This is a genomic window from Mycobacterium sp. RTGN5 (assembly GCF_033804465.1).
Taxonomy (GTDB): Bacteria; Actinomycetota; Actinomycetes; order Mycobacteriales; family Mycobacteriaceae; genus Mycobacterium.
This window is the reverse complement of the sequence record NZ_JAPZLA010000005.1, coordinates 253,658-279,671: the sequence shown is the minus strand read 5'-3', so window position 1 is coordinate 279,671 and position 26,014 is coordinate 253,658. Positions and strand designations below refer to the sequence as shown.

27 protein-coding genes are annotated in these 26,014 nt (G+C 67.7%); 5 read left to right on the top strand and 22 right to left on the bottom strand.

Annotated elements, in window-relative coordinates:
• Window positions 1-68: 68 nt before the first annotated feature.
• The 7 genes from SLQ31_RS23465 to SLQ31_RS23435 form a co-directional block, all read right to left on the bottom strand.
• Window positions 69-2,828: an AAA family ATPase gene (locus SLQ31_RS23465; protein WP_319436513.1), complete on the bottom strand. Its 2,760-nt coding sequence runs from the start codon at window positions 2,826-2,828 to the stop codon at window positions 69-71.
• Between the two features lie 224 nt (window positions 2,829-3,052).
• On the bottom strand, window positions 3,053-4,567 hold the full coding sequence (gene lgt, locus SLQ31_RS23460; protein WP_319436512.1) for a prolipoprotein diacylglyceryl transferase: 1,515 nt from the start codon (window positions 4,565-4,567) through the stop codon (window positions 3,053-3,055).
• Entirely contained in the window at window positions 4,564-5,376 is an 813-nt protein-coding gene (gene trpA, locus SLQ31_RS23455) for a tryptophan synthase subunit alpha (protein WP_319436511.1), read from the bottom strand. Before trpA ends, lgt begins: the two co-directional genes overlap by 4 nt.
• Window positions 5,373-6,611: a tryptophan synthase subunit beta gene (gene trpB / locus SLQ31_RS23450; RefSeq protein ID WP_413642836.1), complete on the bottom strand. Its 1,239-nt coding sequence runs from the start codon at window positions 6,609-6,611 to the stop codon at window positions 5,373-5,375. Before trpB ends, trpA begins: the two co-directional genes overlap by 4 nt.
• Window positions 6,612-6,647: 36 nt before the next feature.
• Window positions 6,648-7,466 (bottom strand): indole-3-glycerol phosphate synthase TrpC, encoded by an 819-nt coding sequence (gene trpC / locus SLQ31_RS23445; protein ID WP_319436509.1) that lies wholly within the window; start codon window positions 7,464-7,466, stop codon window positions 6,648-6,650.
• A 78-nt stretch (window positions 7,467-7,544) separates the two neighbouring features.
• A complete protein-coding gene (locus SLQ31_RS23440; RefSeq protein ID WP_319436508.1) occupies window positions 7,545-8,144 on the bottom strand; it encodes a TIGR02234 family membrane protein in 600 nt (199 codons plus the stop codon).
• Complete coding sequence (locus tag SLQ31_RS23435) at window positions 8,141-9,661, bottom strand: anthranilate synthase component I (protein ID WP_319436507.1); 1,521 nt, start codon at window positions 9,659-9,661, stop codon at window positions 8,141-8,143. The genes SLQ31_RS23440 and SLQ31_RS23435 overlap by 4 nt, the downstream gene beginning before the upstream one ends.
• Window positions 9,662-9,715: 54 nt before the next feature.
• Between SLQ31_RS23435 and SLQ31_RS23430 the strand changes: the two genes are divergently transcribed.
• From SLQ31_RS23430 to SLQ31_RS23420, 3 genes are read left to right on the top strand one after another with little or no spacing between them, the layout of a single operon-like run.
• On the top strand, window positions 9,716-10,171 hold the full coding sequence (locus SLQ31_RS23430; RefSeq protein WP_319436506.1) for a peroxiredoxin: 456 nt from the start codon (window positions 9,716-9,718) through the stop codon (window positions 10,169-10,171).
• A 44-nt stretch (window positions 10,172-10,215) separates the two neighbouring features.
• Window positions 10,216-10,896 carry a FadR/GntR family transcriptional regulator gene (locus tag SLQ31_RS23425; protein WP_319436505.1) on the top strand — a complete coding sequence of 227 codons (681 nt, stop codon included), beginning with the start codon at window positions 10,216-10,218 and terminating at the stop codon, window positions 10,894-10,896.
• On the top strand, window positions 10,893-11,690 hold the full coding sequence (locus SLQ31_RS23420) for an ABC transporter ATP-binding protein (RefSeq protein ID WP_319436504.1): 798 nt from the start codon (window positions 10,893-10,895) through the stop codon (window positions 11,688-11,690). The genes SLQ31_RS23425 and SLQ31_RS23420 overlap by 4 nt, the downstream gene beginning before the upstream one ends.
• Here the strand turns inward: SLQ31_RS23420 and SLQ31_RS23415 are convergent.
• The 10 genes from SLQ31_RS23415 to hisD all read right to left on the bottom strand — a co-directional run bounded on the left by SLQ31_RS23415 (window position 11,687) and on the right by hisD (window position 20,095).
• A complete protein-coding gene (locus tag SLQ31_RS23415) occupies window positions 11,687-12,316 on the bottom strand; it encodes a TetR/AcrR family transcriptional regulator (protein ID WP_319436503.1) in 630 nt (209 codons plus the stop codon). The two genes, SLQ31_RS23420 and SLQ31_RS23415, sit on opposite strands and share 4 nt — an antisense overlap.
• Complete coding sequence (locus SLQ31_RS23410; protein ID WP_319436502.1) at window positions 12,309-13,562, bottom strand: cytochrome P450; 1,254 nt, start codon at window positions 13,560-13,562, stop codon at window positions 12,309-12,311. Before SLQ31_RS23410 ends, SLQ31_RS23415 begins: the two co-directional genes overlap by 8 nt.
• Before the next feature lie 160 nt (window positions 13,563-13,722).
• Window positions 13,723-14,070 (bottom strand): phosphoribosyl-AMP cyclohydrolase, encoded by a 348-nt coding sequence (gene hisI, locus SLQ31_RS23405; protein WP_319436501.1) that lies wholly within the window; start codon window positions 14,068-14,070, stop codon window positions 13,723-13,725.
• Complete coding sequence (gene hisF / locus SLQ31_RS23400; protein ID WP_319436500.1) at window positions 14,067-14,840, bottom strand: imidazole glycerol phosphate synthase subunit HisF; 774 nt, start codon at window positions 14,838-14,840, stop codon at window positions 14,067-14,069. The genes hisI and hisF overlap by 4 nt, the downstream gene beginning before the upstream one ends.
• Window positions 14,840-15,658, bottom strand: a complete 819-nt coding sequence (locus SLQ31_RS23395; RefSeq protein ID WP_319436499.1) for an inositol monophosphatase family protein — start codon at window positions 15,656-15,658, stop codon at window positions 14,840-14,842. The genes hisF and SLQ31_RS23395 overlap by 1 nt, the downstream gene beginning before the upstream one ends.
• Before the next feature lie 4 nt (window positions 15,659-15,662).
• Window positions 15,663-16,409: a bifunctional 1-(5-phosphoribosyl)-5-((5-phosphoribosylamino)methylideneamino)imidazole-4-carboxamide isomerase/phosphoribosylanthranilate isomerase PriA gene (priA, locus tag SLQ31_RS23390; RefSeq protein ID WP_319436498.1), complete on the bottom strand. Its 747-nt coding sequence runs from the start codon at window positions 16,407-16,409 to the stop codon at window positions 15,663-15,665.
• Between the two features lie 2 nt (window positions 16,410-16,411).
• The gene (gene hisH / locus SLQ31_RS23385; RefSeq protein WP_319436497.1) at window positions 16,412-17,032 is read right to left on the bottom strand and encodes an imidazole glycerol phosphate synthase subunit HisH; all 621 of its coding nucleotides are present in this window, start codon (window positions 17,030-17,032) and stop codon (window positions 16,412-16,414) included.
• Window positions 17,029-17,637, bottom strand: a complete 609-nt coding sequence (hisB, locus tag SLQ31_RS23380; RefSeq protein WP_319436496.1) for an imidazoleglycerol-phosphate dehydratase HisB — start codon at window positions 17,635-17,637, stop codon at window positions 17,029-17,031. The genes hisH and hisB overlap by 4 nt, the downstream gene beginning before the upstream one ends.
• A complete protein-coding gene (locus SLQ31_RS23375; protein WP_319436495.1) occupies window positions 17,634-18,770 on the bottom strand; it encodes a histidinol-phosphate transaminase in 1,137 nt (378 codons plus the stop codon). The genes hisB and SLQ31_RS23375 overlap by 4 nt, the downstream gene beginning before the upstream one ends.
• Entirely contained in the window at window positions 18,767-20,095 is a 1,329-nt protein-coding gene (hisD, locus tag SLQ31_RS23370; RefSeq protein WP_319436494.1) for a histidinol dehydrogenase, read from the bottom strand. Before hisD ends, SLQ31_RS23375 begins: the two co-directional genes overlap by 4 nt.
• A 78-nt stretch (window positions 20,096-20,173) precedes the next feature.
• Between hisD and rhtB the strand changes: the two genes are divergently transcribed.
• Both rhtB and SLQ31_RS23360 read left to right on the top strand, forming a co-directional pair.
• On the top strand, window positions 20,174-20,809 hold the full coding sequence (gene rhtB / locus SLQ31_RS23365; protein WP_319436493.1) for a homoserine/homoserine lactone efflux protein: 636 nt from the start codon (window positions 20,174-20,176) through the stop codon (window positions 20,807-20,809).
• Between the two features lie 10 nt (window positions 20,810-20,819).
• Window positions 20,820-21,233, top strand: a complete 414-nt coding sequence (locus SLQ31_RS23360; protein ID WP_319436492.1) for a nitroreductase family deazaflavin-dependent oxidoreductase — start codon at window positions 20,820-20,822, stop codon at window positions 21,231-21,233.
• On the opposite strand, the gene SLQ31_RS23355 is transcribed toward SLQ31_RS23360, so the two are convergent.
• The 5 genes from SLQ31_RS23355 to nadA are packed head-to-tail and all read right to left on the bottom strand — an operon-like array spanning window position 21,230 to window position 25,997.
• Window positions 21,230-21,610 carry a VOC family protein gene (locus SLQ31_RS23355; protein ID WP_319436491.1) on the bottom strand — a complete coding sequence of 127 codons (381 nt, stop codon included), beginning with the start codon at window positions 21,608-21,610 and terminating at the stop codon, window positions 21,230-21,232. The genes SLQ31_RS23360 and SLQ31_RS23355 overlap by 4 nt on opposite strands.
• 8 nt (window positions 21,611-21,618) lie before the next feature.
• Window positions 21,619-22,482 (bottom strand): hypothetical protein, encoded by an 864-nt coding sequence (locus tag SLQ31_RS23350; RefSeq protein ID WP_319436490.1) that lies wholly within the window; start codon window positions 22,480-22,482, stop codon window positions 21,619-21,621.
• Window positions 22,483-22,528: 46 nt separating this feature from the next.
• A complete protein-coding gene (gene nadC / locus SLQ31_RS23345) occupies window positions 22,529-23,386 on the bottom strand; it encodes a carboxylating nicotinate-nucleotide diphosphorylase (protein ID WP_319436489.1) in 858 nt (285 codons plus the stop codon).
• The gene (locus SLQ31_RS23340) at window positions 23,383-24,948 is read right to left on the bottom strand and encodes an L-aspartate oxidase (RefSeq protein ID WP_319436488.1); all 1,566 of its coding nucleotides are present in this window, start codon (window positions 24,946-24,948) and stop codon (window positions 23,383-23,385) included. The genes nadC and SLQ31_RS23340 overlap by 4 nt, the downstream gene beginning before the upstream one ends.
• Window positions 24,945-25,997, bottom strand: a complete 1,053-nt coding sequence (nadA, locus tag SLQ31_RS23335) for a quinolinate synthase NadA (protein WP_319436487.1) — start codon at window positions 25,995-25,997, stop codon at window positions 24,945-24,947. Before nadA ends, SLQ31_RS23340 begins: the two co-directional genes overlap by 4 nt.
• Between the last annotated feature and the right edge of the window lie 17 nt (window positions 25,998-26,014).

Here is a 26,014-nt window from a genome sequence, read left to right as displayed (position 1 = left end):
TCGAGCGGTCAGCCTGTCGGGTCTCGGCACTATCGGGCTTCTGGCATGTGCAGAATTAGGCGTTTCGCTTAAAGATCGGCTTGGCTCATATAGCGGCCGAGTTCGGCCCGCGAGCGGATACCGAGCTTGCGGTAGACGCGGGATAGGTTGACCTCCACCGTCTTTGGGCTGATGAACAGCGCGGCGGCGACGTCACGGTTGGTCATGCCCGAGGCTGCCAGTTCGGCGACCCGCCGTTCGGCCGGAGTGAGTCCGCCGGCCCGGCGCGGCACGACGACGCAACGGGCCAGCTCGGCGCGGACCCGCTCGGCCCACAGCGGGGCTCCCATCGCTTCGAAGCTGGCCAGCGCTTCACCCAGCGTCTCGGTGGCGGCGTCCTTGCGGCGCTGGCGACGGTGGATCTGGCCTAGCAGCAGTTGGGTGCGTGCGCGTTCGAACGGCATCGGCAAGCGCGCGTGTTCCACCAATGCCTGTAACACTGACGCATTGGCTCCCTCGAGGTCGCCGCGGGCGGCCAACAGCATTGCGCGGCAGCGCCCACCGACAGCCAGCATCCACGCGCGGTCGAGCCGGGCTCCGTTGCGTTCGAGCCGCTCGATCATGGGCTCGGCCTCGGTGAGCCGATCCAGCTGAATCAGGGCCTCGACGGCGTCGGGCACGAATGACGCGGCGATGACCTCGGTTCCGTCTGGTGCGGCGGCCAGCCTGGCCATCTGGTCCCCGAGCGCGGTCACCGCTGCGGCGTAGTTGCCGTGGGACACCTCGAGAAAGCCGAGGATGGTGTCCGGCCACACCGACATCGTGGTCGAGTGGCTGCGCTGGCCTGCCTCGAGCGCCGCGGTCGCATCGGAGCGAGCATCATCGACCCGACCGGCGTAGGCGGCGACCGCAGCCTTGACGGTCAACGCAATGAACAGTGGCAAGTCGCCGCCGAGCAGCCGCGCGCGCTCCATGGCGTCCCGGGCGATCTGGGTGGCTTCGGCGAAATCGCCTCGCCAGATTTCGATCAATGCGCCGTGGAAGGCGAGGAACATCAGCTCGTTCTCCTCGCCGTACTCGATGCAGCGGTGACGGATGGCGAGCATCTCGTGATGTGCCCGGTCGAGCCGTCCGGTCCACGCGAGTATGGCCGCGTTTTGGAGACTCGGGCGAAAGGGCAGGGGGACGGGCGCTTTCGGGTCCTCGAGCTCGAGTGCCCGCTGCAATGCCTGCTCGTCGAGGCCGTCGCCGCGCACCACGTGGGCAATGACCTGCATACCGAGCGCCTGGCTCAGCAGACCTGGGTGGCCAAGCCGCTCAGCGTCGGCCACCGCGTCGTCGGCGCTCTCGGCGGCGGCGTCGTACCTGCCGACGTTGCCCTGCGCGAAGCACAACGTGACCAGCATCTGCACCCGCATCGCCAGGTCGTCGCCGACATCGTTGAGCCCGCGCTCCAGCAGGCCGATGGCGTCGAGGAAGCTGTCGTCGGTCAGCCGCACCATGGCCAGCAGGCACAGCGCCGCGGCCAGTAGTGGACCCGCCTTCAACACCCCGACGGTCTTCTCGAGCAGGGCGCGGGCGCGCATAGGGTCCCCGGCCTCGAAATGGTGGCTCGCCGAACGGATCCGGCGCTCTGCGGTGTCGCCGCCGAGCTTCACGGCAAGGTCGACCAGCTCGGCCGCGGCCGCGGGCGCACCTCGCATGCGCGCCATCTCGGCCGCCTCGTCCAGAGATGCCCAGGTGGCCGAGTCACCCGTGGTGGCGGCTAGAGCCAGATGCCTTGCCGCAGGCTCGGATTCGGTGACGACCTCGGCCAAGCGGCGATGCATCGCCCGTCGCCGTGCCGGGGACGCATCCGCATAGACGCCCCTGGCCAACAACGGATGAGCGAAGCTCACCGTGGTGCCGTCGATGGTGACGATACCCTCGCTCTCGACGTTCTCGAGCAGCCGCAAGGCCTCTCGGGCATCGGTATCCGTTGCGCGGGCCAACAGTTCCACCGTCGGCGCGGCGGCACAGGCGGCCGCCAGCAACACATCGTGAACCTCGCCGTCCAGGCTGTCGATCCTCGCGCGAACCAACTCGGCGAGCGTGCTCGGCAATGACCCCTCCGCGTCGGTGGTGCCGTCCGCCATGGCCCGTGCAAGCTCGAGTGCGTAGAACGGATTGCCCCCCGAGACCTGCTGGATGTGCACCATGGCCGGGCGCGGGAAGGACCGTCCGAGTCGCTCGGATACCACGGCGTGCAGACTGCCAATGGTCAACGGGGCCAGCTGAATACACTCAACGAAAGGAGCACCAGAGGACCGCAACCAGGATGCGGCACCGCCGCCGTCCGGATCGATGCGCGCAGCACAGAGTACCCCGACCGGCGCCGCGAGTCGCCGCACCGCGAACGCCAGCACACGCTCACTGGAGGGGTCCAGCCACTGCACGTCGTCGATTGCCACCAGCACGGGCTTCACGTCCGCCAGGCGTTCGACGATCGAGAGGAAGCCCGCCGCCACCGCGCGCTGATCCGTCGGCTCGTCACCGCCGGCCCGGAGCAGGACCCGGTCGATCGCGTGCCGCTGCGGGTACGGCAGGGCGGCCAAGATGGCCTCGTCGACGCCGCCTAAAAGGTCGGCCAACGCGGCGTAGGCCAGTACCGACTCCGCCACCGCGGGCCGGGCCGACAACACCCGGAACCCGCGGTCATGCGCCTGCTTCACCGCGGCAGACCACAGCGTGGTCTTGCCGATGCCCGCCTCGCCCTTTACCAATAGTGCTGACGGCTGCTTACCCGCAGAGGCGAGGAACTCGGCAACCGACCGAGCCTCGGCGGGACGGCTCACGTCATCGGTGGACACGGTAGAACCATCTCCGAGGGCGCCGCGCACCGCGCTGACAGTCGCAGCAACATGTCTCTGACCGTTTCCGCTCATGGGCTTGCTCGGCAAATCGTACAGTCTGCCGTGGCAGGGTGACGGGTTGTGCCGCGCGACCGAGAATGTCGCGGGTAGTTGACTACCTGATTGACGCTGCCGTCGGTTTACGGGTCAAAGTGATAGCAAACCGGTCAGAAGCGGAACACCTAGTCGCGGTGGACGTCTACGCCCCACAGCACACGACGGACGACGGCGCGGAATTCGCGGCGCTGGGCCGGCGGTACTGCTGCAGCGACGGGCTCGGGTTCCGGCTCCGGTTCCGGTTCCGTTTCCGGTTCGGGCTCCGCTTTGGCTTCAGCCTCGGGTTCCGGCTCGGGCTCAGGCTCGGGCTCGGCTTCGGCTTCAGCCTCGGGTTCCGGCTCGGGCTCAGGCTCGGGCTCGGCTTCGGCTTCAGCCTCGGGTTCCGGCTCGGGCTCAGGCTCGGGCTCGGCTTCGGCTTCAGCCTCTGCTTCGGCCTCTGGTTCCGGCTCGGGCTCGGCTTCGGCTTCAGCCTCTGCTTCGGCCTCTGGTTCCGGCTCGGGCTCGGCTTCGGCTTCTGCCTCGGGCTCTGCTTCTGCTTCTGCCTCTGCTTCAGCCTCCGGTTCCGGCTCAGCTTCAGCCTCCGGTTCCGGCTCAGCTTCGGCTTCCGGCTCAGCCTCGGGCTCCTCGACATCACCGGCGGCCGCGGCATCTTCGGGGTCATGTTCGGCGGCCACGCTCACGGCGGCGGCGATACCACCGCCGGTGGCGACCGCCACCAGATCCTCGGCCATCTTCTCGGCGGGCGATTCCTCATCGGGCCCATCGCTGGCCTGCCTACCACCCAACGTGGCCGGATCCTCGCGCCCCTTGGGCGCAAGGAGGATGTACACGATCGCGCCGATGAACACGAACACCGACGTGAACGAGTTCACCCGAATGCCCGCGATGTGCGTGGCGGTGTCGTCGCGCAACAACTCCACCCAGAACCGGCCGATGCAGTACGCCGCCACGTAGGTCGCGAACAGGCGACCGTGACCCATCTTGAACCGCCGGTCGAGGTAGATCAGGACGAAGAACACCGCGAGGTTCCACAACAGCTCGTACAGGAACGTCGGCTGCACCACCGCGGCGACCTGCCCCGTCGACACCCCGTCGAGGGAGTGCACGTCGACCATTCCGGACGAGTCGCGCCGGTAGAAGATCTCCATCCCCCACGGCGCCGTCGTCTCGCGGCCGTACAACTCTTGGTTGAAGTAGTTACCGAGCCGGCCGATCGCCTGCGCCAGGATGATTCCGGGCGCAATGGCGTCACCGAACGCCGGCAGCGGAATCCCCCTGCGCCGGCACGCAATCCAGGCACCGACACCACCTAGGGCAACCGCACCCCAGATCCCGAGGCCGCCGTCCCAGATGCGCAGCGCCGCGCCGATGCCCGCGCCACCCTCGGCGAAATACGTTTTCCAGTCGGTCATCAGGTGGTAGAGCCGGCCACCGATCAGACCAAACGGCACCGCCCACAAGGCGATGTCATAGATGACGCCCCGCTCGCCACCACGCGCCACCCACCGGCGGTCACCGATGACCAACGCGGCGATGATGCCCGCAATGATGCACAGCGCGTAGGCCCGAATCGGGACCGGGCCCAAGTGCCACACACCTTGCGGCGGACTCGGGAAATAAGCCAAGACGGTTGTCGTCACGAGGCAGACACTTTCTGTCGCACACCCACAGCCAGCTCTTCGGTCAGCGTCCGCACAGCCGCCAACCCGTCGGTCAGGGCCGACACTAACGCTGAACCCACGATCACGCCGTCCGCGAACGCCGCGATCTCGGCGGCCTGCTCACGCGAGCGGACACCGAGCCCGACGCCCACCGGTATGTCCGAGAGCTCCTTAACCCGTCCCACCAGTTCCGGCGCCGCACTGGACACCACGTCACGCGCACCGGTCACACCCATCGTCGATGCCGCATAGACGAACCCACGCGAGGCCTCCACGGTCTTGGCCAGCCGCTCCGGGGTCGACGACGGCGCCACCAGGAAGATCCGGTCCAAATCGTGGGCCTCGGAGGCCGCCAACCACTCGTCGGCCTCATCCGGAATAAGGTCCGGGGTGACCATGCCCAATCCCCCGGCCGCCGCGAGATCGCGCGACCAGGCGTCAATTCCATAGTGCAGCACAAGATTCCAGTACGTCATGACCACCGCGTTGCCACCCGCGGCGCTGATGGCCTCCACCGCGCGCAGCGTGTCGCGAACACGAACGCCGCCCTGCAGGGCAGCCTCCGTCGCGGTCGCGATCACCGGTCCGTCCATGCCGGGATCGGAATACGGAACACCGACTTCGATGATGTCGCAACCGGATTCAACCAGTGCCACCATCGCGTCGATCGACACGTCGACAGCGGGATAACCGGTCGGCAGATATCCGATCAGGGCAGCCCGGCCTTCGTCGTGACATGCCGCAAAAATCGAACCCAGCCGACCCGACTGGCTGTGCTGAACCGTCATGAGACTCCCGGGCCGGACGTGTCGAACAGCCCGAACCACTTGGCCGCCGTCTCGACGTCCTTGTCACCGCGACCCGACAGGTTGACCAGGATGATGGCACCGGGGCCGAGCTCGGGCGCCAGTTTCACCGCGCCCGCCACCGCGTGGGCCGATTCGATGGCCGGAATGATGCCCTCCAGGCGGCACAGCAGCCCGAACGCGTCCATGGCTTCGGCGTCGGTGATCGGCTGGTACTCAGCGCGCCCGAGCTGCTTGAGGAAGGCGTGCTCGGGGCCGACACCCGGATAGTCCAGCCCGGCCGAGATCGAGTGCGACTCGATGGTCTGACCGTCCTCGTCCTGCAACAGGTACGAGTACGAACCCTGAAATGCCCCCGGCGTTCCACCGGTGAAAGTTGCTGCGTGCCTGCCGGTTTCGACTCCATCGCCAGCCGCCTCGAAGCCGACCAGGCGCACGGCGGGGTCGTCGATGAACGGGTGGAAGATGCCGATCGCGTTGGAACCGCCACCCACGCAGGCGACAACGGCATCGGGCAGCCGGCCGGCTTGCGCCTGGATCTGCACCCTGGCTTCGAGCCCGATGATGCGCTGGAAGTCGCGCACCATCGTCGGGAACGGATGTGGCCCGGCCGCGGTCCCGAAGCAGTAGTAGGTGCGATCGGCGTTGGTGACCCAATCACGGAACGCGTCGTTGATGGCGTCCTTGAGCGTCTTGGACCCGGACTCCACCGACACCACCTCGGCACCCAGCAGCCGCATCCGCGCCACGTTCAGTGCCTGGCGGGCGGTGTCCACCGCACCCATGTAGATCACGCATTCCAGACCGAGCAGTGCGCAGGCCGTCGCGGTCGCCACACCATGCTGGCCGGCGCCGGTCTCGGCGATCACCCGGGTCTTGCCCATCTGCTTGGCCAGCAGCACCTGACCCAGCACGTTGTTGATCTTGTGCGATCCGGTGTGGTTGAGGTCTTCGCGTTTGAGGAACACCCGCGCCCCGCCGAGGTGCTCGCTCAGCCTGACCGCCTCGTAGAGCGGCGACGGGCGCCCGGCGTAGTGGGTCTGCAAATTGTCGAGCCGGTCAAGGAATTCCTGGTCGGTGCGCGCCTTTTCGTAGGCGGCGGTCACCTCTTCGATGACGGCCATCAGCGCCTCGGGCACATACCGCCCACCGAACACTCCGAAGTGTCCACGGGCGTCGGGATCGTGCGCCGTCGGCTCGGCGACAGCCGCACTCATGCGCGGCACGTTCGGCGTGGAGGTATCGGCCACGACTCAGCGAGAGGGTTTCGGGCAGGAGGGGTGCGCGCCGGCGGTCACCAGGTCGGCGACGGCGCTGCGCGGGTCCCCGCTGGTCACCAGACCTTCACCGACGAGCACGGCGTCCGCGCCCGCGCCCGCATAGGCGAGCAGGTCACCGGTGCCGCGAACTCCCGATTCGGCGACCCGGATCGTGTCCGACGGCAGGCCCGGCGCGATCCGCGCGAAGCAATCCCGGTCGACTTCCAGCGTCTTGAGGTTGCGGGCATTCACACCGATCACCTTGGCGCCGGCCTGCAGCGCCCGGTCGGCTTCTTCCTCGGTGTGGACCTCGACCAGCGCGGTCATCCCCAGCGATTCGGTGCGCTCCAGCATCGACTCCAGGGCCGGTTGCTCGAGGGCCGCCACAATCAGCAGCAGCATGTCCGCGCCGTGCGCCCTTGCCTCGTGGATCTGGTAGGGCCGAACAATAAAGTCTTTGCGCAGCACCGGAATTCGGACGGCGGCACGCACCGCGTCGAGGTCTGCCAGTGAGCCGTGGAAGCGACGCTCCTCGGTCAGCACACTGATCACCCGGGCGCCGCCGCTCTCATAGGCGCGAGCCAATTCGGCGGGATCGCCGATATCGGCGAGTTGGCCCCGGGATGGGCTGGCGCGCTTCACTTCGGCGATGACGGCGATGCCCGGCGCGCGAAGCGCGGCCAGTACGTTCAGCGGAGCCGGCGCCGCCTCTGCGGCGGCCTTGACCTCGGCCAAACTCACGATCGCCTCGCGGGCGGCAACGTCTTCGCGAACTCCCTCGATGATGGAGTCGAGCACGGTTGCCGAACTCATGCGAACCGGATCCCTTCTAGCGCCCTGACGATCTCGCTTATGTCCTTGGAAGGGTAGTCGTAGTACACCGCGCATTCGTCACCGACCCTCGGTGTCGGGGCGACCATCTGTGGGATCGACACCCTCGTCGAGTGCGTCCCACATGCCCCGCTCCGAGATGGTGGGGTCGGCGTCCTCGCTGCGCGCGGCGCTTCGGCGGGCCGCAGGCGCGGCGTATTTGGCCGTCGCCCCCCGCCCCGAGCCCGCCGAACGCATCAGCAGTACCGCAGCGACCAGCGCACACACCGCCGCGGCGATGGTCAGCCCGGCACCGACGTAGTGCCGGTCGCTGGCCACCAGCGAGGCCACCGGAAACTGGGCCAGGTCGGCGGCGCGTGGGCCGACGTCGGGCGTGACGATCAGGCTGACACCGAGATACCCCAGCAGCAGGGTGACCACGGCGACGAGCACCGCGACCGCCCGCAGACCCCAACCCCGCACAGCCAGCCCGGCCACCGCCGCCGCCAGCAGCAGCACGGCCAGCGGCAACAGGGCGGTGGACCAGCTGGCACCGGTCAGCGTGACGGTCTTGGGCTGGCCAAGGCCGTCGAACGACGTCACCGAGACCCACACCAGGCGCGAGCCCGCCCACAGCAACAGCGCGGACGCGACCAGCAGCAGCTGCCCGATCCGAATCACGGGGCGTCCAACGTTTCCGCGGCCGCGATCGCGCTGAGCACCGCCTTGGCCTTGTTGGATGCCTCGGTGTACTCGTAGGGACCGTTGGAGTCGGCCACCACCCCACCGCCCGCCTGCACGTAGGCGGTGCCCTTGCTCATCAGGGCGGTGCGGATGGCGATGGCGAAGTCGGCGTTGCCTGCGAAGTCCAGATACCCGACGACGCCGCCGTAGAGGCCGCGGCGGGTCTTCTCCACCTCTTCGATGAGCTCCATCGCGCGCACCTTCGGCGCTCCGGTCAAAGTGCCCGCCGGGAAGCACGCCGTGACCGCGTCCAGCGCCGTGCGGCCGTCCGCGAGCAGGCCGGTGACCGTCGACACCAGATGCATGACGTGGCTGTAGCGCTCGATGTGGCTGTAGTCCTCGACCCGCACGGTGCCCGGCACGCACACCCGCCCCAGGTCATTGCGGCCGAGATCGACCAGCATCAGATGCTCGGCGCGTTCCTTCTCGTCGGCCAGCAGCTCCTTCTCCAGCAGCTGGTCTTCCTCTTCGGTCTGACCGCGCCACCGGGTTCCGGCGATCGGATGCGTTGTGGCCCAGCCGTCCTTGACCGTCACCAGCGCCTCGGGGCTGGAGCCGACGATCGAAAATGCCGTTCCCCCAGCCTCATCCGGGATGTGCAGCAGATACATGTACGGACTCGGGTTGGTGACCCGCAACATCCGGTACACGTCGATCGGGTCGACGGCGGTGTCCATTTCGAAGCGCTGTGACGGCACCACCTGGAAGGCCTCACCGGCCTCGATCTCCTTGACCAGCCGCTCGACGATCGCGCTGTACTCCTCGGGCGTGCGCTGCGAGCGGTGCTGAGCCTGGGGCCGGGAGAACGTCGCCACACTCGACGACAGCGGCTGGCTCAGCGCCTCGGTCATCACATCGAGGCGGGCGACGGCGTCGTCGTAGGCCCAGTCGACCCGGTCGTCGGTGCCGTTCCAGTTCACCGCGTTCGCGATCAGGATGATCGTGCCCTCGTGATGGTCGACGGCGGCCAGATCGGTGGCCAGCAGCAGCAGCATCTCGGGCAACCCGAGATCGTCGACGGCCAGTTCCGGCAGTCGTTCGAGGCGCCGGACGAAGTCGTAGGCGAAGAACCCGACCATGCCGCCCGACAGCGGCGGCATTCCGGCGAGCGGACCCGTGGACAGCAGTGTCATGGTCTGGTGCAGCGCCGCCAGCGGGTCACCGCCGGTCGGGGCGTCCTGCGGGGTGGCGCCCAGCCACACCGCTTCCCCGTCGCGGACCGTCAGTGCCGAGGGCGCACCCGCCCCGATGAACGACCAGCGTGACCACGACCGCCCGTTCTCGGCGGATTCGAGCAGGTAGGTTCCTGGCCGGTTGGCAGCCAATTTCCGGTACGCCGACAACGGGGTCTCGCTGTCCGCGAGCACCTTGCGGGTCACCGGCACCACGCGATGTTCGGCGGCGAGCGCACGGAACTCCTCGCGTGTGGTGGTGGCGGCGAGGTTGGATTGCACGGATACATCCTCCCAGACCGGCTGGCCTGCTTTGACCGGCGTAGCCTGCAGCCCATGAAACGTGGAGACCAGGTTGCGGACTTCGAACTGCCGGATCAGACCGGCACCATGCGCTCGCTGACGAGCCTGCTGGCCGATGGGCCGATTGCGCTGTTCTTCTATCCCGCCGCAATGACGCCCGGCTGCACCAAGGAAGCCTGTCATTTCCGCGACCTGGGCACCGAGTTCGCCGCGTTGGGTGCCAGCCGGGTGGGCATCAGCACCGACGCCGTCGAGAAGCAGGCCCGGTTCGCCGACTCGCAGAGTTTCGACTACCCGCTGCTGTCCGACTCCGATGGCGCGATCGCCACGCAATTCGGCGTCAAGCGTGGATTGCTTGGCAAGCTCATGCCGGTCAAGCGCACGACGTTCGTGATCGACACCGATCGCACGGTGCTCGAGGTCATTTCCAGCGAGGTCCGAATGGACACTCATGCTGACCAGGCACTGCAGGTGCTCAAATCGCGTTGACCTGACGCCGTAGACTACTCCTCAGACAAGTTGAGGAGTTGATCGTGGTTTCACCTGTCTCGCAAGTACAGCGCAGTCCGCTGGCCGCGCAAACAGCGCAGCTATTGCTGTCGCGCATCCGCGACGGCGAATGGCCCCTGGGACACCGGCTTCCCGGTGAGACCACCCTGGCCGCGCAATTGGGCGTCGGTCGCTCGACCCTGCGCGAGGCGATCCGCGAGCTCGCAGGCAAGGGTGTGCTCGACAGCCGCCAGGGCGCCGGCGTATTCGTGACAGCGCTGGACGCTGCCGAAGACTGGGACACCATCCTGCGGCGCACGACGATCGCCGCGGTGATCGAGGCGCGGATCGCGATCGAAGCCGAGGCCGCCGCGCTCGCCGCCGATCGGCGCACGCCCGCCGATCTCCGGGCAATTCGCCGCACCCTGACCGCGCGCGGGGTCATGGGTTTGGCTGTCCCCGACCATGTTGACGCCGATACCGCGTTTCACCGTGCCGTCGTCGTGGCCGCGCACAACGACGTACTGACGCAGTTGTTCGACGCGTTCCTGCCGCGGTTGCGGCTCGCGATGATCGACATGCTCAAGATCCGCCCGGTCCCTTCCGAAGAAGCTGACCACGCCGCACACCAGGAACTCGCGGACGCGATCGCCGACCGCAATCCTGCCGCTGCCGCCGCCGCGAGTCGCGCGCATTTGAGTTCGTTGAAGGAGTCCTACTCATGACGCCGGTTCTGGAACTGTGCGACGTGACCTTCCGCCGCAACGGCAAGCAGATCATCGACGGCATCTCGCTGACCGTTCAGGCGGGCGAACACTGGGCGCTGTTGGGGCCCAACGGCGCCGGCAAGAGCACGCTGCTCGGGTTCTGCGCCGCGGTGACCTTTCCGACCACCGGTGCGGTGCACATCCTCGGCAGCCGGATGGGACGTACGGACCTGGCCGCACTGCGGCGGTCGATCGGACACGTGAATCCCCGTCACCGGCTGCAGTATTCGCTGACTGTGCGCGAGGTGGTGCTGACCGGCATCACGGCCACCATCGACCTCCCGCTGCGCTGGACGCCGAACCCGGCCGAGAGTGAGCGGGCCGACGCGATGATCGCCGCGGTGGGCATGACCCGCAAGGCCGACGACGTGTGGCCCACGCTGTCGCAGGGCGAGCGGGGCCGCGCTCTCATTGCGCGGGCGCTGGTTTCGGAGCCCGATCTGCTTCTGCTCGACGAGCCGACGACGGGGTTGGATGTCGCGGCGCGTGAACAATTGCTCGAGACCATCGACTCGCTCGACCGGACGCACCCCGATGTCGCCTCGATCCTGGTGACCCATCACCTCGAAGAGTTACCGACGACCACGACGCACGCATTGCTGATCGCCGACGGCCGAACGGTAGCCAGCGGCCCTGCCCGCGAGACGATTTCGACGGACAACGTCACGACCGCGTTCGCACACCCGATCGCGGTGGGGTACGACGAGGGCCGCTGGACCGCACGGGCCAAGGGTTCCGCGATCGACGTCTAGCTCAGCTCGTAGTTCGACAGCGACATCATCCGGGGATAGAGGATCGCCGGACCGAGCCATCGCGCCACAAAGCGGCGCAGCTCGAGCCCTCCGCGTTGGTGCTGTCCCGGATCGGTGAGCAGGGATTGCACGGTACGCAACATCATTTCGGCAAGTTCGCGAAGAGCGTCGCCCTCGAGGCCGTGCAGGCGCCAGTCCACCTCGAATCGGTGAAAGACCGACAAACAGAAGGTGGTTGCGGTGTCGGACGTCAGTGAGGTGATGGCTTCGCCCTCGTGCCGGCCGGTCAGCAGATTTTCCAGCTGTGGGTCGCCGGCGAGGTTCTCTATTCCGAATGACACACTTTCGACGACCGCAGCCACCGGGTCATTGAGTCCTTTGACACGGTTGACGACCTGGTCGATGAACCCGTTGACCGCGCGCATCGAGCTGGCCATCAGTAGCGCATCCGCATTCGGGAAGTAGCGGTACACCGTCTGGCGAGTGACCCCGAGCTCCCGGGCGACGTCGGCTAGGCGGATCGCCGGCCCGTGTTCGGTGACCACTTCGTCTACGGCATCTAAAATCCGGGCGATCGCCTCCTCGTCCGAGGCGGGTGTAAGACCTGCCCAGCCGCGACTACGCATTCGCTGTTGCCAGCATGTCGACGTCGAACTCGATGGGAAGCGTTGTCGGGCCGGTCATTCCCAACACAGATTTCCACGGGGCCGGACCGACGCGCTGCGGTGCAGAGAGGCGGCTGGTGAGGACGACGAGCGCCTCCGCCAATTCCCGTCGTGCGAGATTCGCCCCGAGGCAGTAATGGGCGCCGCCGCCGAAGGTCAAAATCGCCGGTACGTCCTTGCGGGCGATGTCGAAGCGGTCGGCATCGTCATAGATCGCTGGATCACGGTTGGCTGCAAAGGTGTTCACGAGCACGAACGTCCCCGCCGGGAACAGGTAGCCACCGAACTCGGCATCCTCAACGGCGGCGCGCGGCACGATACAAGCCGCGGGCGAATGACGCATGCTCTCCTCGACCGCCTGCATCGCAAGTTCGGGTTGGTCGCGCAACTTCGCCCATTGATCGGGATGCTCGCAGAGCACCTGCACCGACGCGGCCAGTTGGTTACGCGTCGTGTCCGTTCCCGCCATCAAGAAGCCGGCGACCAGACCGCGGAGTTCCTCGAGATTCAGCCGGTCACCGTCGCTTTCCGCGCGAATGAGCTCCGACACCAGGTCGTCGGTCAGATTGTCCCGGCGGGCCGCAACCATGCCACCCACGTAGTCGTCGAGTTCGCCCCACGCGCGCATGATTTCGGACTCGTCGAAGTTGAGATCCGGCTGGAAGTTGAAGGCTTTGAAGACCTCCTCTGTCCAATCCGCGAACAACTGCCAATCCTCAGGAGGTGCACCGAGCAGCGCGCAGATGATCGGGGTCGGGTATCGACGTGCGATGTCGGTCACGACGTCGCAACGCCCCGCGTCCATCACCCGATCGATCAGCCCGTTCATCACCTCGTGGATCGTGTCCGACAGGCGGGACGTCGCGCGGGGTGTGAACGCCTTGGAGACCAGTTTGCGCAGCCGAACATGTGGTGCGCCCTGCAGGCCAAGGAGGCTGTTCATCAACTTGTCGAACAGCGGACCAGACGTAATCCCTTGTGCTGCCAGCGTGATACCGGGCGGTAGGCGGAATCTGTTGTCACGCAGCATGTCCCGAGCGAGATCGTACGACAGAATTTCTGGCCCCATGGGCCCGATCGCGATGGGTGAGCGCGATTGCGCACTTCGTAGGTCATCCAGGAGGTCGTGTGGCGTGGCGGTGAAGCCGTAGTTGATCGTGGGGAGGCCAGCCTCGAAGACGCTGGGAACGGCGTTGTTCACGGTCATCGAAGTCTCCACGTCAAGATCGTCGGCAGGATGGACATTTATGGCTCGACTGTATGACCAGAATTACTCAGGGTCAACGTTGAACAAGAATTCACGCGACTCAACGCGAGCATCGCTGCACTTGGTCATACATATCCACGGATAATGTCCGTAGCGCCGTCTAGCTCTCCGGCCCCAAGAGCTGGTCGGCGTCGAAGCAGCTGTGGTCACCGGTGTGGCAGGCCCCGCCCACCTGGTCGACCTCGAGCAGCACCGCGTCGCCGTCGCAGTCCAGCCGCACCGAATGCACACGCTGGGTGTGTCCGGACGTCGCGCCCTTCACCCACTGCTCGCCGCGGGAGCGGGAATAGTAGGTGGCTTCCCGCGTCTCCAGGGTGCGGGCCAGGGCCTCATCGTCCATCCAGGCCACCATCAACACGGTGCCGGTGCCCCGCTCCTGCGCGATTGCCGCGAACAGGCCATTGGCGTCACGCTTGAGGCGCTTGGTGATTTCCGGGTCAAGGCTCATCGGACCGTAATACCTTCTGCGGCCATCGCCGCCTTGACCTGTCCGATGGTGAGTTCGCGGAAGTGAAAGACGCTGGCCGCCAGGACCGCATCGGCTCCGGACTCCACCGCGGGTGCGAAATGGTCCACCGCACCGGCACCGCCGCTGGCGATCACCGGCACCGTGACGGCCTTGCGCACCGCACGCAACATCCTCAGGTCGAAACCGGCTTTGGTGCCGTCGGCGTCCATCGAGTTCAGCAGAATCTCGCCGACCCCGAGTTCGGCACCGCGCGTTGCCCATTCGACCGCGTCGATACCGGTCCCCTGCCGTCCACCGTGGGTGGTGACCTCCCAGCCCGACGGCGTGGGCGCCGAACCGGCGGGCACCGTCCGGGCGTCCACCGACAACACGATGCACTGCGAGCCGAACTGCCTGGACAACTCGGCCAGCAGTTCCGGGCGGGCGATCGCGGCGGTGTTCACCGACACCTTGTCCGCGCCTGCGCGCAGCAGCATGTCGACGTCGGCCACCGAGCGCACGCCGCCGCCGACGGTGAGCGGGATGAAGACCTGCTCAGCGGTGCGGCGCACCACATCCAGCATCGTTGAGCGCCCCGACGAGGATGCCGTGACATCCAGGAAGGTCAGCTCGTCGGCGCCCTCGGCGTCGTAGGCGGCGGCCAGCTCGACGGGATCGCCCGCGTCACGCAGGTTTTCGAAGTTGACACCCTTGACGACCCGGCCGGCGTCGACGTCCAGGCAGGGAATCACACGTACGGCGACGTCCATTACAGGTAATCCTCCGGTGGGCCGACCCTGTCCAGGATCTCCATGAGTTGGGCGTGCACGCCGGGTGCGGCGGCGAGCGCCGAGCGCGACGACGGGGTCCACGACTGGCCCGACAGGTCGGTGACGATGCCGCCCGCGGCGCGCACCAGTGCCACACCCGCGGCGTGATCCCAGATGTGATCGCCGAAACTGATGGCCGCGCCCATCACTCCCGCTGACACGTACGCGATGTCGACGCCCGTCGCGCCGTGCATCCGCAGCTTCGAGCACACCCGGCTCAGGTTCTCCAGCACCGCCAACCGATAGCGGCCCGGGAACCGGCCCTTCCAGTCGACGTTGAACGTGCCGATGCCGACCACGCACTGACCGATCTCGTTATGCCCGATCGGCGGCTGGGCGACGCCGTTGTAAAACACCGGGCCGCCCTGCACCGCGGTGTAGCGCTGATCGGTGAACGGCAGCCAGGTCAGGCCCGCGACCGGCTCGCCGTCGCGCAGCAGCCCCAGCAGGATCGCGGCCATCGGTGAACCGGCGGCGTAGTTGAACGTGCCGTCGATCGGGTCGAGCACCCACACCAGCGGGGAATCGATGGGTGCCCCGCCGAATTCCTCACCGTGCACACCGATCCCGGTAGTCGCCTCCAGCGCCTGCACTACCTGCCGTTCGATGGCCAGGTCCACCTCGGTGGCGAAGTCGTTGCCCTTCTTCTGCACAGCCGACGCGGCCCGGTGCCCGGCGATGAACGGTGTGGACGCCTCGTCCAGAATCACCGCAGCGTTAGCCACCAGAGCCTCAAGATCTCCCGACTGTGCGGTCATCGGGTTACTGGCTCACCGCGGCCAGCGCCTCCGGCAGCGTGAATCGGCCTGCATAGAGCGCCTTTCCGACGATCGCACCCTCTACCCCACTGTCGGTCAGTGTCGCGATCGCGCGCAGATCGTCGAGGCTCGACACCCCGCCGGAAGCGATCACCGGCGCATCGGTGCACTCGGCCACGCCCTCGAGCAGGTCGAGGTTGGGTCCGGTGAGTGTGCCGTCCTTGGTGACGTCGGTGACGACGAACCGCGAGCAGCCCTCGCTGTCAAGGCGTTCCAGCACATGCCACAGATCACCGCCGTCGGTCTCCCAGCCCCGGCCACGCAGCCGGTAGCCCCCGTCGGCCGTGGAAAGGTCAACGAGCACGTCCAGTCCGACGGCAACTTTGTCGCCGTACTCGGCGATCGCGGCGGCACACCACAGCGGATTCTCCAGCGCCGCAGTGCCGATGTTGACCCGGGCGCAGCCGGTGGCCAACGCTGCCTTGAGCGAATCGTCGTCGCGGATGCCCCCGGAGAGTTCGACTTTCACGTCGAGAACCCCGACCACTTCGGCGAGCAGCTCGCGGTTGGATCCGCGGCCGAACGCCGCATCCAGATCCACCAGGTGGATCCATTCGGCACCGTCGCGCTGCCAGGTCAGCGCGGCGTCGAGCGCCGAGCCGTACTCGGTCTCGCTGCCGGCCTTGCCCTGCACCAAGCGGACCGCCTTACCCTCGACCACATCGACGGCAGGCAACAAAATCAGTGGCACTCTTACAGCCCCTCAACCCAATTCGCGAGCAGCGCCGCACCGGCGTCACCGCTCTTCTCCGGATGAAATTGTGTCGCCGACAGCGGACCATCCTCGATGGCGGCCAAGAACCGCGCATCGTGGGTGGCCCAGGTCAGCAGCGCGTCAGGTGCGCCCTCCCACTTCTGTGCGGCATAGGAGTGCACGAAGTAGAACCGGGTGTCGGCGTCGAACCCCTTGAACAGCAGGCTGCCCGGCGCCGCGTCGACGACATTCCAGCCCATGTGCGGGATCACCGGCGCGTCGAGGCGGGTCACCGATCCCGGCCACTGGCCGCAGCCGGTCGACTCCACCCCGAACTCCACGCCCCTCGCGAACAGGATCTGCATACCCACGCACACACCGAGCACCGGCCGGCCCGCGGCCACCCGCTCGGCGATGATCCGCTCGCCGCCGATCCCGCGCAGCCCGGTCATACAGGCTTCGTACGCACCGACGCCGGGAACGACCAGGCCGTCGGCGTTCAGCGCGCGCTGCGCGTCGGCGGTCACCTCGACATCGGCACCGACGCGTTCCAGCGCCCGTTGCGCCGAGCGCAGGTTGCCCGAACCGTAGTCCAGGACCACGACGGATTTCGGTGTCACAGCGTCCCTTTGGTGGACGGCACGCCCGACACCCGCGGATCGGGCTCGACGGCCTGCCGCAGCGCCCGGGCCACCGCCTTGTACTGCGCCTCGGTGATGTGGTGCGGATCGCGACCGTAGATGGTCCGCACGTGCAGCGCGATGCGGGCGTTGAACGCCAGCGACTCGAACACGTGCCGGTTGACCACCGTGTGGTAGGGCACGCCCGAGCCGGCGATCGTGAAATCGACCATGTAGTCCGGTTCGCCGGTGTGCACGAAGTACGGCCGCCCGGAGACGTCGACGGCGGCGTGCGCCAGCGTCTCGTCCATGGGGATGAAGGAGTCGCCGAATCGGCGGATGCCCTTCTTGTCGCCGAGGGCCTGGCCCAGTGCGGTGCCCAGCACGATCGCCGTGTCCTCGATGGTGTGGTGACCCTCGATGTCGACATCGCCCTGCGCGGAGATCGACAGGTCGAAGCTGGCGTGGGTACCAAGCGAGGTCAGCATGTGGTCGAAGAACGGAATCCCGGTGCGCACACTGACATCGCCGGTGCCGTCCAGGTCGAGTTCGACGACGATGTCGGACTCGCGGGTCTTGCGCTCGACCTTTGCGATGCGGCTCACGGTGCTCCTACTGTTGAGGCCAGTGCAGAGGCGGCCAGCCGGGCACTGGCGGCCAGGAAGGCGTCGTTCTCGTCGGCCAATCCGATTGTGGTGCGCAGGTATCCACCGATCCCGACATCGCGGATCAGAACACCGTCATCGAGGTAGCGCTGCCAAGCCGCAGCGGCGTCGGCGAATTCACCGAACAGCACGAAGTTCGCATCACTGGGAATAACGCGGAACCCGAGTTCGGCCAGCGCCGCACAGACCCGCTCCCGCTCAGCGATCAGCGTCGCGACGCTACCCAGGGTGTCGTCGGCATGCCGCAGCGCGGCCCGGGCCGCGGCCTGGGTGAGCACCGACAGGTGATAGGGCAGCCGGACCAGCAGCACGGCGTCGATGATCGCCGGGGCCGCGACCAGGTAGCCCAGCCGGCCCCCGGCGAACGCGAAAGCCTTGCTCATGGTGCGGCTGACGATGAGCCGGGTCGGATACTCGTCGATCAGCGCGATCGCGCTGGGCTGGCTGGAGAATTCGCCGTACGCCTCGTCGACGATCAGGATGCCGTGGCTCATGGCTTCCAGCAGCCTGCGCAGATCTTCCAGCGGAATGCTCTGTCCGGACGGGTTGTTCGGACTGGCGATGAACACCACGTCGGGATCGCGGGCGGCAATGACGGTCGCGGCGGTTTCCGCGTCGAGGCTGAAGTCCGCCGCGCGCACCGACTCGATCCACTCGGTCTGGGTGCCGTTGGAAATGATGGGGTGCATCGAGTACGACGGCACGAAGCCGATCGCGCTGCGGCCGGGCCCACCGAACGCCTGCAGCAGCTGCTGCAGGATCTCGTTGGATCCATTTGCCGCCCAAAGATTTTCGGCCTGGACCTCGACGCCGGTCTGGGCCCGCAGGTAGGCGGCTAGGTCGGCACGTAACTCGACGGCGTCCCGGTCGGGATAGCGGTGCAGCTCGGCGGCGGCGGCCTGCACCGAGCGCGTCACATCGTCGACCAGCGCCGGGCTGGGCGGGTGCGGGTTCTCGTTGGTGTTCAGCCGTACCGGCACCTCGAGTTGCGGTGCGCCGTACGGGGATTTACCGCGCAGGTCGTCGCGCAGCGGCAGATCGGCCAGGGTGATCTGGGCCCCGGGGATGGTCATCGCTCGAACCTCCGCCGGACCGCTTCGCCGTGCGCAGGCAGGTCCTCGGCCTTGGCCAGCGTGATGACGTGTCCGGCCACGTCTTTCAGTGCCGCCTCGGTGTAGTCGACGACGTGGATGCCGCGCAGGAAGGTCTGCACCGACAGGCCGCTGGAGTGCCTGGCGCAGCCCGCGGTGGGCAGCACGTGGTTGGACCCGGCGCAGTAGTCACCGAGGCTGACCGGCGACCACGGGCCGACGAAGATCGCGCCTGCCGCGCGGATGCGACCCGCCACCTCGCCGGCATCGACAGTCTGGATTTCCAAATGTTCTGCGGCATAAGCATTCACGACTCGCACGCCGGTGTCGATGTCGTCGACCAGCACGATGCCGGACTGGCGCCCGCGCAGCGCCTCGGTGACCCGCTCCCGGTGCTTGGTGGTGCTCAGCTGCACGGCCAGTTCGGCTTCGGTGGCTTCGGCCAGCGCGGTGCTGTCGGTCACCAGCACGCTGGCGGCCATCACGTCGTGCTCGGCCTGGCTGATCAGATCGGCCGCGACGTGTACCGGGTCGGCGGTGTGGTCGGCCAGGATCGCGATCTCGGTGGGGCCGGCCTCGGCGTCGATGCCGATCTGCGAGCGGCAGATTCGCTTGGCGGCGGTGACGTAGATGTTGCCCGGCCCGGTGACCATGTCGACCGGCGCGAGTTCGGCGCCGTCGGTGTCGGTGCCGCCGTAGGCCAGCAGCGCCACCGCCTGGGCACCTCCGACGGCCCACACCTCGTCGACGCCGAGCAGTGCGGCCGCCGCGAGGATCGTGGGATGCGGCAGGCCACCGAAGTCGGCCTGCGGCGGGCTCGCCACCACCAGGGACTCCACCCCGGCAGTCTGTGCGGGCACCACGTTCATCACCACGCTCGACGGGTAGACCGCGTTGCCGCCCGGCACGTACAGGCCGACCCGTTCCACCGGCACCCAGCGCTCGGTGACCGAGGCGCCCGGTGCGAGGGTCGTGGTGGTGTCGGTCCGACGTTGGTCGGCGTGCACGAGCCGGGTGCGCTCGATTGCCACCTCGAGCGCGGCGCGTACTTCCGGGTCGAGTTCGGCGAGGGCAGCGGCCAGGCGCGCCGCGGGTACGCGCACCGTCTCCGGCCGCACCCCGTCGAACTGCTCGCCGTACTCCAGCGCAGCCGCCGCACCCCGTTGGGCGACATCGTCGACGATCGGCCGGACCCTGGGCACCACGGCGTCGACGTCCACACCGCCGCGCGGGAGCGCCGCGCGCAGTTGGGCGGCGGTCAGCGTGCGGCCACGCAGGTCGATCCGGTTCATGGCGAAGCTGGTCATCGGTTCAATTGTCCCCGATCAATGCACCCGAATAAAAATCCATTGAACGCGAGGCGCGGCGGCCCCGATACTGCCGTTATGCAATGGGAGCTGTGGCTGGCCTTCGTGGGCGCCGCGATCGCCATCAGTGTGTCGCCCGGGGCGGGTGCCATCCAGTCCATGGCGACCGGTCTGGCGTACGGTCTGCGCCGCGGTTATTGGAGCATCACCGGGCTGGAGATCGGCCTGATGCTGCAACTGTCGGCCGTCGCCGTCGGCCTGGGCGCTGCGGTCGCGCAATCGGTCGTCGCCTTTACGGTCATCAAGTGGATCGGGGTGGTCTACCTGGTGTACCTGGCCGTCCGCCAATGGCGCGCCCGGCCCCTCGACCTGGGCGAACAGCTCAAACCCGAGGCCAGCGGCGGCCGGCTGGCCCTGCTCGTGCGCGGAATTCTGGTCAACGTCACCAACCCCAAGGGTCTGGTGTTCCTGCTCGCGGTACTTCCCCAGTTCGTCGTGCCGACCGCCCCGCTGCTCCCCCAGTATCTGGCCATCGGCGCCACGATGGTGGTCGTTGATCTGGTGGTGATGGGCGGCTACACGGGCCTGGCGGCCCGGCTGGTGGGCTGGCTGCGCACCCCGCGCCAGCAGACCGTGCTCAACCGGACATTCTCGGGCCTGTTCGCCGCTGCGGCGGTGGTGCTGTCGCTGGTGCGCCGCGGCGCCGCGGCCTAACCTTGGCGCCATGGCGACCAAGGATCACCCCAACAACGCCCCCGGCGTGCCGATGAAGTTCCCCGTCTGGTTCGAGAAGTTCCAGATCAAGTACTTCAACCCGGCGGTGAAGCCGCTGGCCAAGTTCATGCCGGGCATGTCGGTCGTCAAGCACCGCGGGCGCACCTCGGGCACGCAATACGAGACCGTGGTCTCGGCCTTCCGCAAGGGCGACACCATCGCGATCATGCTGGGCCACGGCAAGACCAACTGGGTCAAGAACATCCTGTCCGCCGGCGAGGCCGACATCCGCCACGGACGCCACGAGCTGCATCTGGTCAACCCGCGGGTGGTGCCTGCCGGTACCGACGATCCGTCCCTGCCCGGGGTTGCCCGCCGGGGCGTCAAACGTGGCGTCGGTGCCTTCGTCGCCGATATCGCCTAGACGTCCTCGGGAATCAGGTTCGTGATGCAGAACGGGTGACCGGCGGGGTCGACGAGCACCCGCCAGTTGTCCGGCTGCGGTTGGACGTCGGCCTTCGTGGCACCGAGCCCGATGATGCGGCTTTCTTCGCTGTCGAGATCGGACACCGCCAGCTCGAGGTGGATCTGCTTGGGGACCGGACCTTCTGGCCAGTCGGCCGCACGATGATCGGCGACGCGCTGGAAGGTCAAGAACACGCTGCCCGCACCCTTGAGTGCCACGAAATCGGGCGAGGACATCATTTCGTCCAGGCCGAGCATCTCGCGATAGAACTCGGCGAGGGCCACCGGGGCGGCGCAGTCCAGCGAGATCGCGCCCAGGCGCGCAGTTCCCGTCATGGCAACTCCTAAATGTTCCTCGAGATCGCCTGCATGGTCTCTCTGTTGGCAGTCTCAATCGCCATCATTTTGTCGCGGATGTCTCTTTGGAGGTCCATCATCTGCTGAACAAGGTCGGCTTGCTGGTCCGCCCCTTCGAAGGTTTGGGCCTCGGCTTGGGCCTCGGCTTGGGCCGCCAGGATCGCCTTGGTCTCGTCGGAGTTGTACTGCTGAAGGGACTCCATCGCGCCGAGCCCATTCATTATCTGACTAATCCCCTGCGCAACCGCAGAATTGCCCCGGGTTTGGTCGGCGAGGGTGTCCACCAGCGATCGCTTCGCGTCGATCATCGCTTGTCTGTCGTTGGCGGACTGCTCAAGCAACCCTTTTAAGGCGGCGGTGTCGTTGGCGCCAAGGGCAGCCAGAACCGCGGCCTCGTCGGCGGCATCCGACATCTCCAGCGCCAACGCAGACTGAGCCGAGCTGAGCTGCTGCACAGTGGCGGCCCTGTCCTGGATGGCGCCGACCGTGTCGTTCTCCTGCTGCGTCACTGCGTCGATTTGGGCCTGGTAATCCGGGTCGAGCTGGCTCCTGAGTTCGTCCCGCCGTTGTCTGGCATCCATCCGTGTCTGCGCGATTTGGGTCTCGAGGACCTTTGCTTCTGCCGCGGTCAGCTCGTCCGCCTGCTTTGCGGTGGTGACTTCGAGGTCCTGCCACGCCTTGGCTTCGGTCGCGGCCTTGGATCCCCTAGCGGCGCTCGACGGGGTCTTCGGCGAACTGTCGTTCGCGCTGCGTGAAGAACCGGCGGATTCGGTTGAGCCCGAATCCGAAGGGGACGGCTCCGCGGTCGCGACCGGGGCGCTCACGACCCCGGCCACGATCATGACTGCCACAAATGGTGCTTTTCGTCTAACGGCCATGAGTCCCCCGACTTACTGGTTAGAGGTCCAAGCCGATGTCGAGGACCCGTACCGAGTGAGTCAACGCACCAACGGCCAAGAAGTCCACCCCTGTGCCTGCGTATTCAGCGGCACTGTCCAGGCCGAGGCCGCCGGAGGACTCCAGCAGGACCCCCGGCGCGTTGGCGTCGCGGCGCTGCACCGCGATCTGGGTCTGCCAGACCGGGAAGTTGTCCAGCAGGATCAGTTGCACGTCCTCGGCGAGTACCTCGTCGAGCTGTTCGAGGGTGTCCACCTCGACCTCGCACGGCAGGTCCGGGGCGGCCGCCCGAACGGCCCGCAGCGCAGCGACCACCGACCCGGCGGCCGCGACGTGGTTGTCCTTGATCAGCGCGGCATCACCCAAACCCATCCGGTGATTGACCCCGCCGCCGACCCGTACGGCGTATTTCTGCAGCGCCCGTAGCCCCGGCAGGGTCTTGCGGGTGTCGCGGATCTTGGCCTTGGTGCCGTCGACCGCGTCCACCCAGGCCGCGGTGGCGCTCGCGATGCCGGACAGATGGCAGACCAGATTGAGCAGCGTCCGTTCGGCGGTCAGCAGGCCGCGGGTCGGGGCCTGCACCCGTAACAGCACGGCACCGGCATCCAGCCGGGTGCCGTCGTCGACGCGGTCCAGGACCGTGTAGCTGTCCTCACCGAGCACCGCGTCGAGAACCAGCAGGGCCACGTCGATGCCTGCGGCCACGCCGGGCTCCCGGGACACCAGCGACGCCACCGTGGTGGCGTCTTCAGGAACGGTTGCCAGCGTGGTGATGTCGGGTCCGTAGCGGAGGTCTTCATCGAGGCCGCGACGGATCACGATACGAGCTTCGGCGAGCTCGTCGTCGGTGAGTTTCATCGCAGGCACGCCTCCGCGTGGTCGCCATGCAGGGTTCGACTGAAGGCCTGGGCCGGGTCGGCGTCGGGATGGTCGCCGCGGTGGTGGCAACCTCGAGATTCGGTGCGCGCCAACGCCGCTGCGGCCACCGCGCGGGCAGTCACCGTGAGCGCGACGTCCTCGGCGGCGGCGCGGGTGGTCATCGGCCGCGGCGTCGCCGCACCCAGCGCGTCGGTGAGGCGCGCCAGCCCGGCAGCGTCGCGAACCACCGAGGCGAACTCGGTCATCGCGGCCTGCAATACCTCGCGGTCCAGCGCACTGTGTTGGCGCTCTTCGGCTTTCGCCATCGGGGCGCCGGCGTTGCGGGCATGCTCGACGGCGATGCGGCCCGCGCGAGCGCCGACGACCAGGCCTTCCAGCAGGCTGTTGGATGCCAGCCGGTTGGCGCCGTGCATGCCGGTCCTTGCCACCTCACCGGCGGCGAACAGCCCTGGCAGATCGGTGCGGCCGTCCACGTCGGTCGCGACGCCGCCGCAGCTGTAGTGCGCGCCGGGCACGACCGGAATCGACTCACGGGTGGGGTCGATGCCTGCGGCCTGGCAGGCGGCCGTGACCGTCGGGAAGCGTTGGGCGAAGCGGTCGATGGCGCGCGCATCGAGGAACACGCACTCGTCACCGGTGCTCCGCAGCCGCGCCTCGATGGCCGCGGCCACCACATCCCGCGGGGCGAGGTCGCCCAACGGGTGCATACCGGCGGTGACCGACTCGCCGCGGGCGTCGCGCAGCACCGCGCCTTCGCCGCGGAGTGCCTCGGTGATCAGCGGGCGGCGCCCGGAGCCGTTGCGGTCGAACAGCATCGTCGGGTGGAACTGGACGAATTCAATATCGGTGACACCGACACCCGCCCACAGTGCCAGCGCGATGCCGTCGCCGGTGGAGCCTTCCGGATTGGTGGTGGCGCGGTAGAGATGGCCGAGCCCACCGGTGGCAAGGATGACCGAGGGCGCATGCACGATGCCCACCCCGTCGGAGTTGCGGACAAGCACCCCGGTAACCGCCGAACCGTCGTTCAGGATCTGCAGGGCAACATGATTGCGCCGGATGTCCAGGGTGGCGGCCGCGTGATCGAGTGCGCGCTGCACCTCGGCGCCGGTGGCGTCGCCCCCGGCGTGGATGATGCGCCGACGGGAGTGGCCGCCTTCCCGGGTGAGCGCCCACTGCCCTGGGGCACTCTCGTCGAATCGGGCACCGTCGTCGACCAGGTCGGCCACCGCACGGTAGCCGTCGCCGACGATCGAGCGCACCGCGTCGGGATCGCACAGGCCGGCACCTGCGGCCAGGGTGTCGCGCACATGGGCGTCCACGGAGTCGTCGGTGTGCGGCAGCACCACCGCGATACCGCCCTGGGCATAGAACGTGGCGGTATCCGGAGCTTTACTCAAAATGACTGTGCGGCTGCCCTTTCGGTGCGCGGCCAGCGCCGCGGCCAAACCTGCTACACCGGTACCAATCACCACGACATCGGCGCGCTGCTGCCAGTCCACGCCCGCGGCACCGACTCCGCAGGCGATCGGGCGGCTCATTCGCCGCCGCCGCCGGGCTGACCGATCTCGATCATCCGCTGCACACTGGCACGGGCCAGCAGGGCGGTATCCGGATCGACGTCGACCTCATCGGCGCCCTCGACCAGGCAGCGCAGCAGAGCGGCGGGGGTGATCATCTTCATGTATTTGCAGGAGGCTCGGTCGTTGACGGCCTGGAAGTCGATACCCGGTGCGGCACGGCGTAACTGGTGCAGCATGCCGACTTCGGTGGCGACCAGCACCTGCTTGGCGCGTGAGGCCTTGGCGGCATCGAGCATGCCGCCGGTGGACAGGATCTTGACCCGGTCGGCCGGGAAGGCGCCTTCGCCGGCGAGGTATAACGCCGAAGTGGCGCAACCGCATTCGGGATGCACGAACAGTTCGGCATCGGGGTGGCTGCGGGCCTGATCGGCCAGCTCGTCACCGTTGATCCCCGCGTGCACGTGACATTCGCCTGCCCAGATGTGCAGGTTCTTGCGGCCGGTCATCCGGCGGACATGGGCACCCAGGAACTGGTCCGGGCAGAACAGCACCTCGCGGTCCTCCGGAATGGAGGCCACCACCTCGACCGCGTTGGACGACGTGCAGCAGATGTCGGTGAGCGCCTTCACCGCAGCGGTGGTGTTGACGTAGGACACCACGACCGCGCCGGGGTGCTCGTCTTTCCAGCCCTGCAGATCCTCGGCGGTGATGGAGTCGGCCAGCGAGCAGCCGGCGCGCTGATCGGGAATCAGCACCGTCTTCTCCGGGGACAGGATCTTGGCGGTCTCGGCCATGAAGTGCACGCCGCAGAACACGATGGTGCCTTCGGCGGCTTCGGCCGCGATGCGGGACAGTGCCAGCGAGTCGCCGACATGGTCGGCAACGTCCTGAATGGCCGGCAGTTGGTAGTTGTGCGCCAGGATGGTCGCGTTGCGCGCGGTGGCCAGGCGGCGCACTTCGGCGGCCCATTCCTCGTCACCGTCCACGCCGGCATAACCACCGGGGCCATTGGTGATGCGGGCGACAAGGTCATCATCGACAGCATCGGCACGATCCAGGACGGTCATTTCCGCCTCCTGTCTTG

Excerpts from the sequence above, each read along its gene's own strand:
- trpA (WP_319436511.1), bottom strand. The coding sequence starts at position 5,376 with ATGACGGTTCAGCACAGCCAGTCGGGTCGGCTGGGTTCGATTTTTGCG.
- trpB (WP_413642836.1), bottom strand. The coding sequence starts at position 6,611 with ATGAGTGCGGCTGTCGCCGAGCCGACGGCGCACGATCCCGACGCCCGT.
- trpC (WP_319436509.1), bottom strand. The coding sequence starts at position 7,466 with ATGAGTTCGGCAACCGTGCTCGACTCCATCATCGAGGGAGTTCGCGAA.
- SLQ31_RS23430 (WP_319436506.1), top strand. The coding sequence starts at position 9,716 with ATGAAACGTGGAGACCAGGTTGCGGACTTCGAACTGCCGGATCAGACC.
- SLQ31_RS23420 (WP_319436504.1), top strand. The coding sequence starts at position 10,893 with ATGACGCCGGTTCTGGAACTGTGCGACGTGACCTTCCGCCGCAACGGC.
- SLQ31_RS23415 (WP_319436503.1), bottom strand. The coding sequence starts at position 12,316 with ATGCGTAGTCGCGGCTGGGCAGGTCTTACACCCGCCTCGGACGAGGAG.
- SLQ31_RS23410 (WP_319436502.1), bottom strand. The coding sequence starts at position 13,562 with ATGACCGTGAACAACGCCGTTCCCAGCGTCTTCGAGGCTGGCCTCCCC.
- hisI (WP_319436501.1), bottom strand. The coding sequence starts at position 14,070 with ATGAGCCTTGACCCGGAAATCACCAAGCGCCTCAAGCGTGACGCCAAT.
- hisF (WP_319436500.1), bottom strand. The coding sequence starts at position 14,840 with ATGGACGTCGCCGTACGTGTGATTCCCTGCCTGGACGTCGACGCCGGC.
- SLQ31_RS23395 (WP_319436499.1), bottom strand. The coding sequence starts at position 15,658 with ATGACCGCACAGTCGGGAGATCTTGAGGCTCTGGTGGCTAACGCTGCG.
- SLQ31_RS23375 (WP_319436495.1), bottom strand. The coding sequence starts at position 18,770 with ATGACCATCCCCGGGGCCCAGATCACCCTGGCCGATCTGCCGCTGCGC.
- hisD (WP_319436494.1), bottom strand. The coding sequence starts at position 20,095 with ATGACCAGCTTCGCCATGAACCGGATCGACCTGCGTGGCCGCACGCTG.
- rhtB (WP_319436493.1), top strand. The coding sequence starts at position 20,174 with ATGCAATGGGAGCTGTGGCTGGCCTTCGTGGGCGCCGCGATCGCCATC.
- SLQ31_RS23360 (WP_319436492.1), top strand. The coding sequence starts at position 20,820 with ATGGCGACCAAGGATCACCCCAACAACGCCCCCGGCGTGCCGATGAAG.
- SLQ31_RS23355 (WP_319436491.1), bottom strand. The coding sequence starts at position 21,610 with ATGACGGGAACTGCGCGCCTGGGCGCGATCTCGCTGGACTGCGCCGCC.
- nadC (WP_319436489.1), bottom strand. The coding sequence starts at position 23,386 with ATGAAACTCACCGACGACGAGCTCGCCGAAGCTCGTATCGTGATCCGT.
- SLQ31_RS23340 (WP_319436488.1), bottom strand. The coding sequence starts at position 24,948 with ATGAGCCGCCCGATCGCCTGCGGAGTCGGTGCCGCGGGCGTGGACTGG.
- nadA (WP_319436487.1), bottom strand. The coding sequence starts at position 25,997 with ATGACCGTCCTGGATCGTGCCGATGCTGTCGATGATGACCTTGTCGCC.